This window comes from Collinsella sp. BA40 (genome assembly GCF_008014645.1).
Lineage (GTDB): Bacteria > Actinomycetota > Coriobacteriia > Coriobacteriales > Coriobacteriaceae > Collinsella.
In genome coordinates, this window is the sequence record NZ_VOWY01000029.1 from 1 (window position 1) to 910 (window position 910).

Below are 910 nucleotides of genomic sequence, written 5' to 3' on the forward strand. Positions count from 1 at the left end.
GTCCGGAATGCGGCCGGCCCGGCTGCGCCGACCTCGCGCGCCGCTGGACCGGCTGCCGCGCCGCAGTCCGCGTCGGCCTCCGGGGCGCTTCCGTGGGAGCGCGGCCCGCATGCGACGCCCGTGCCCCAGGCGGCGTCGACCCCGCGTCCGCGTGCAGTGGTTTCGCCGGCGCCCGCTGCCGGGACACCCCGGCCGGCCGCGGATGCCTCGGCTATGGCCGGTGGCATGCAGGTAGCCGCGCCCGCGGCCGGTGCGGCCCGCGCGACTTCGCCCCAGCCTGCGCCCCGGGCGTCCGTCGCTTCGCCTGCGGCGACGTCCGGGCCCGCTGCGGCGGCGCCCGTGCAGCGGGGTCGTGTAGCTGCGACGACGTCCTCTTCTGCGGCCGACGGCGGCGCGCAGGCCTTCGCGTCCGCGCCCGCGGCGAAGGATGCCGGGGAGCTGCAGCGCAAGTGGGACGCCGTGGCGAAGCGCGTATCGGCGCAGAAGGCGAACGCGGCGGGGCTGCTTTTCCATGCGCGCGCGACATCGGACGACGGCACCGTGCTCACGGTGACGCTGCCCCCCAAGTCCGATTTCGCGTACAAGATGCTGGCGCGCGAGGACATTCGCGCCCTTCTGGTGCCGGCGGTGAACGAGGAGTTCGGCACCCGTACGCTCGAGATCGTGATGGAGGGCGCCGCGCCCGCGCCGGCTCCGACGGCCAAGGCTGCTGCGGACCCGGCTCCGGCTGCGCCCGGGCCTGGTGCGCCGGCTGCCCGGGCGGCCGTGGGCGCGGTGCCGGCTGTCGAGAGGGTCGCGGACCAGGCACCGGTTGCGCCCGAGCCCGCTGCCCCCGAGTCCTCCGCCCCCGCCGCGCCCGCTGCGCCCGGCTCCGCCACCCCCGCCTCGGCCGCCGCGCCCGAGCCCGCTG

General features: G+C 78.4%; 1 protein-coding gene and 1 pseudogene. One reads left to right on the forward strand and one right to left on the reverse strand.

The window, feature by feature from the left end; translation table 11 throughout:
- The coding region (locus tag E4J93_RS08200; RefSeq protein ID WP_222705713.1) for a hypothetical protein at window positions 1–227 on the reverse strand (227 nt) is incomplete at its 3' end.
- 112 nt (window positions 228–339) lie between these two features.
- On the opposite strand from E4J93_RS08200, the pseudogene E4J93_RS08135 reads away from it, so the two are divergent.
- Window positions 340–910, forward strand: a pseudogene (locus E4J93_RS08135) (hypothetical protein); the annotation flags it as partial.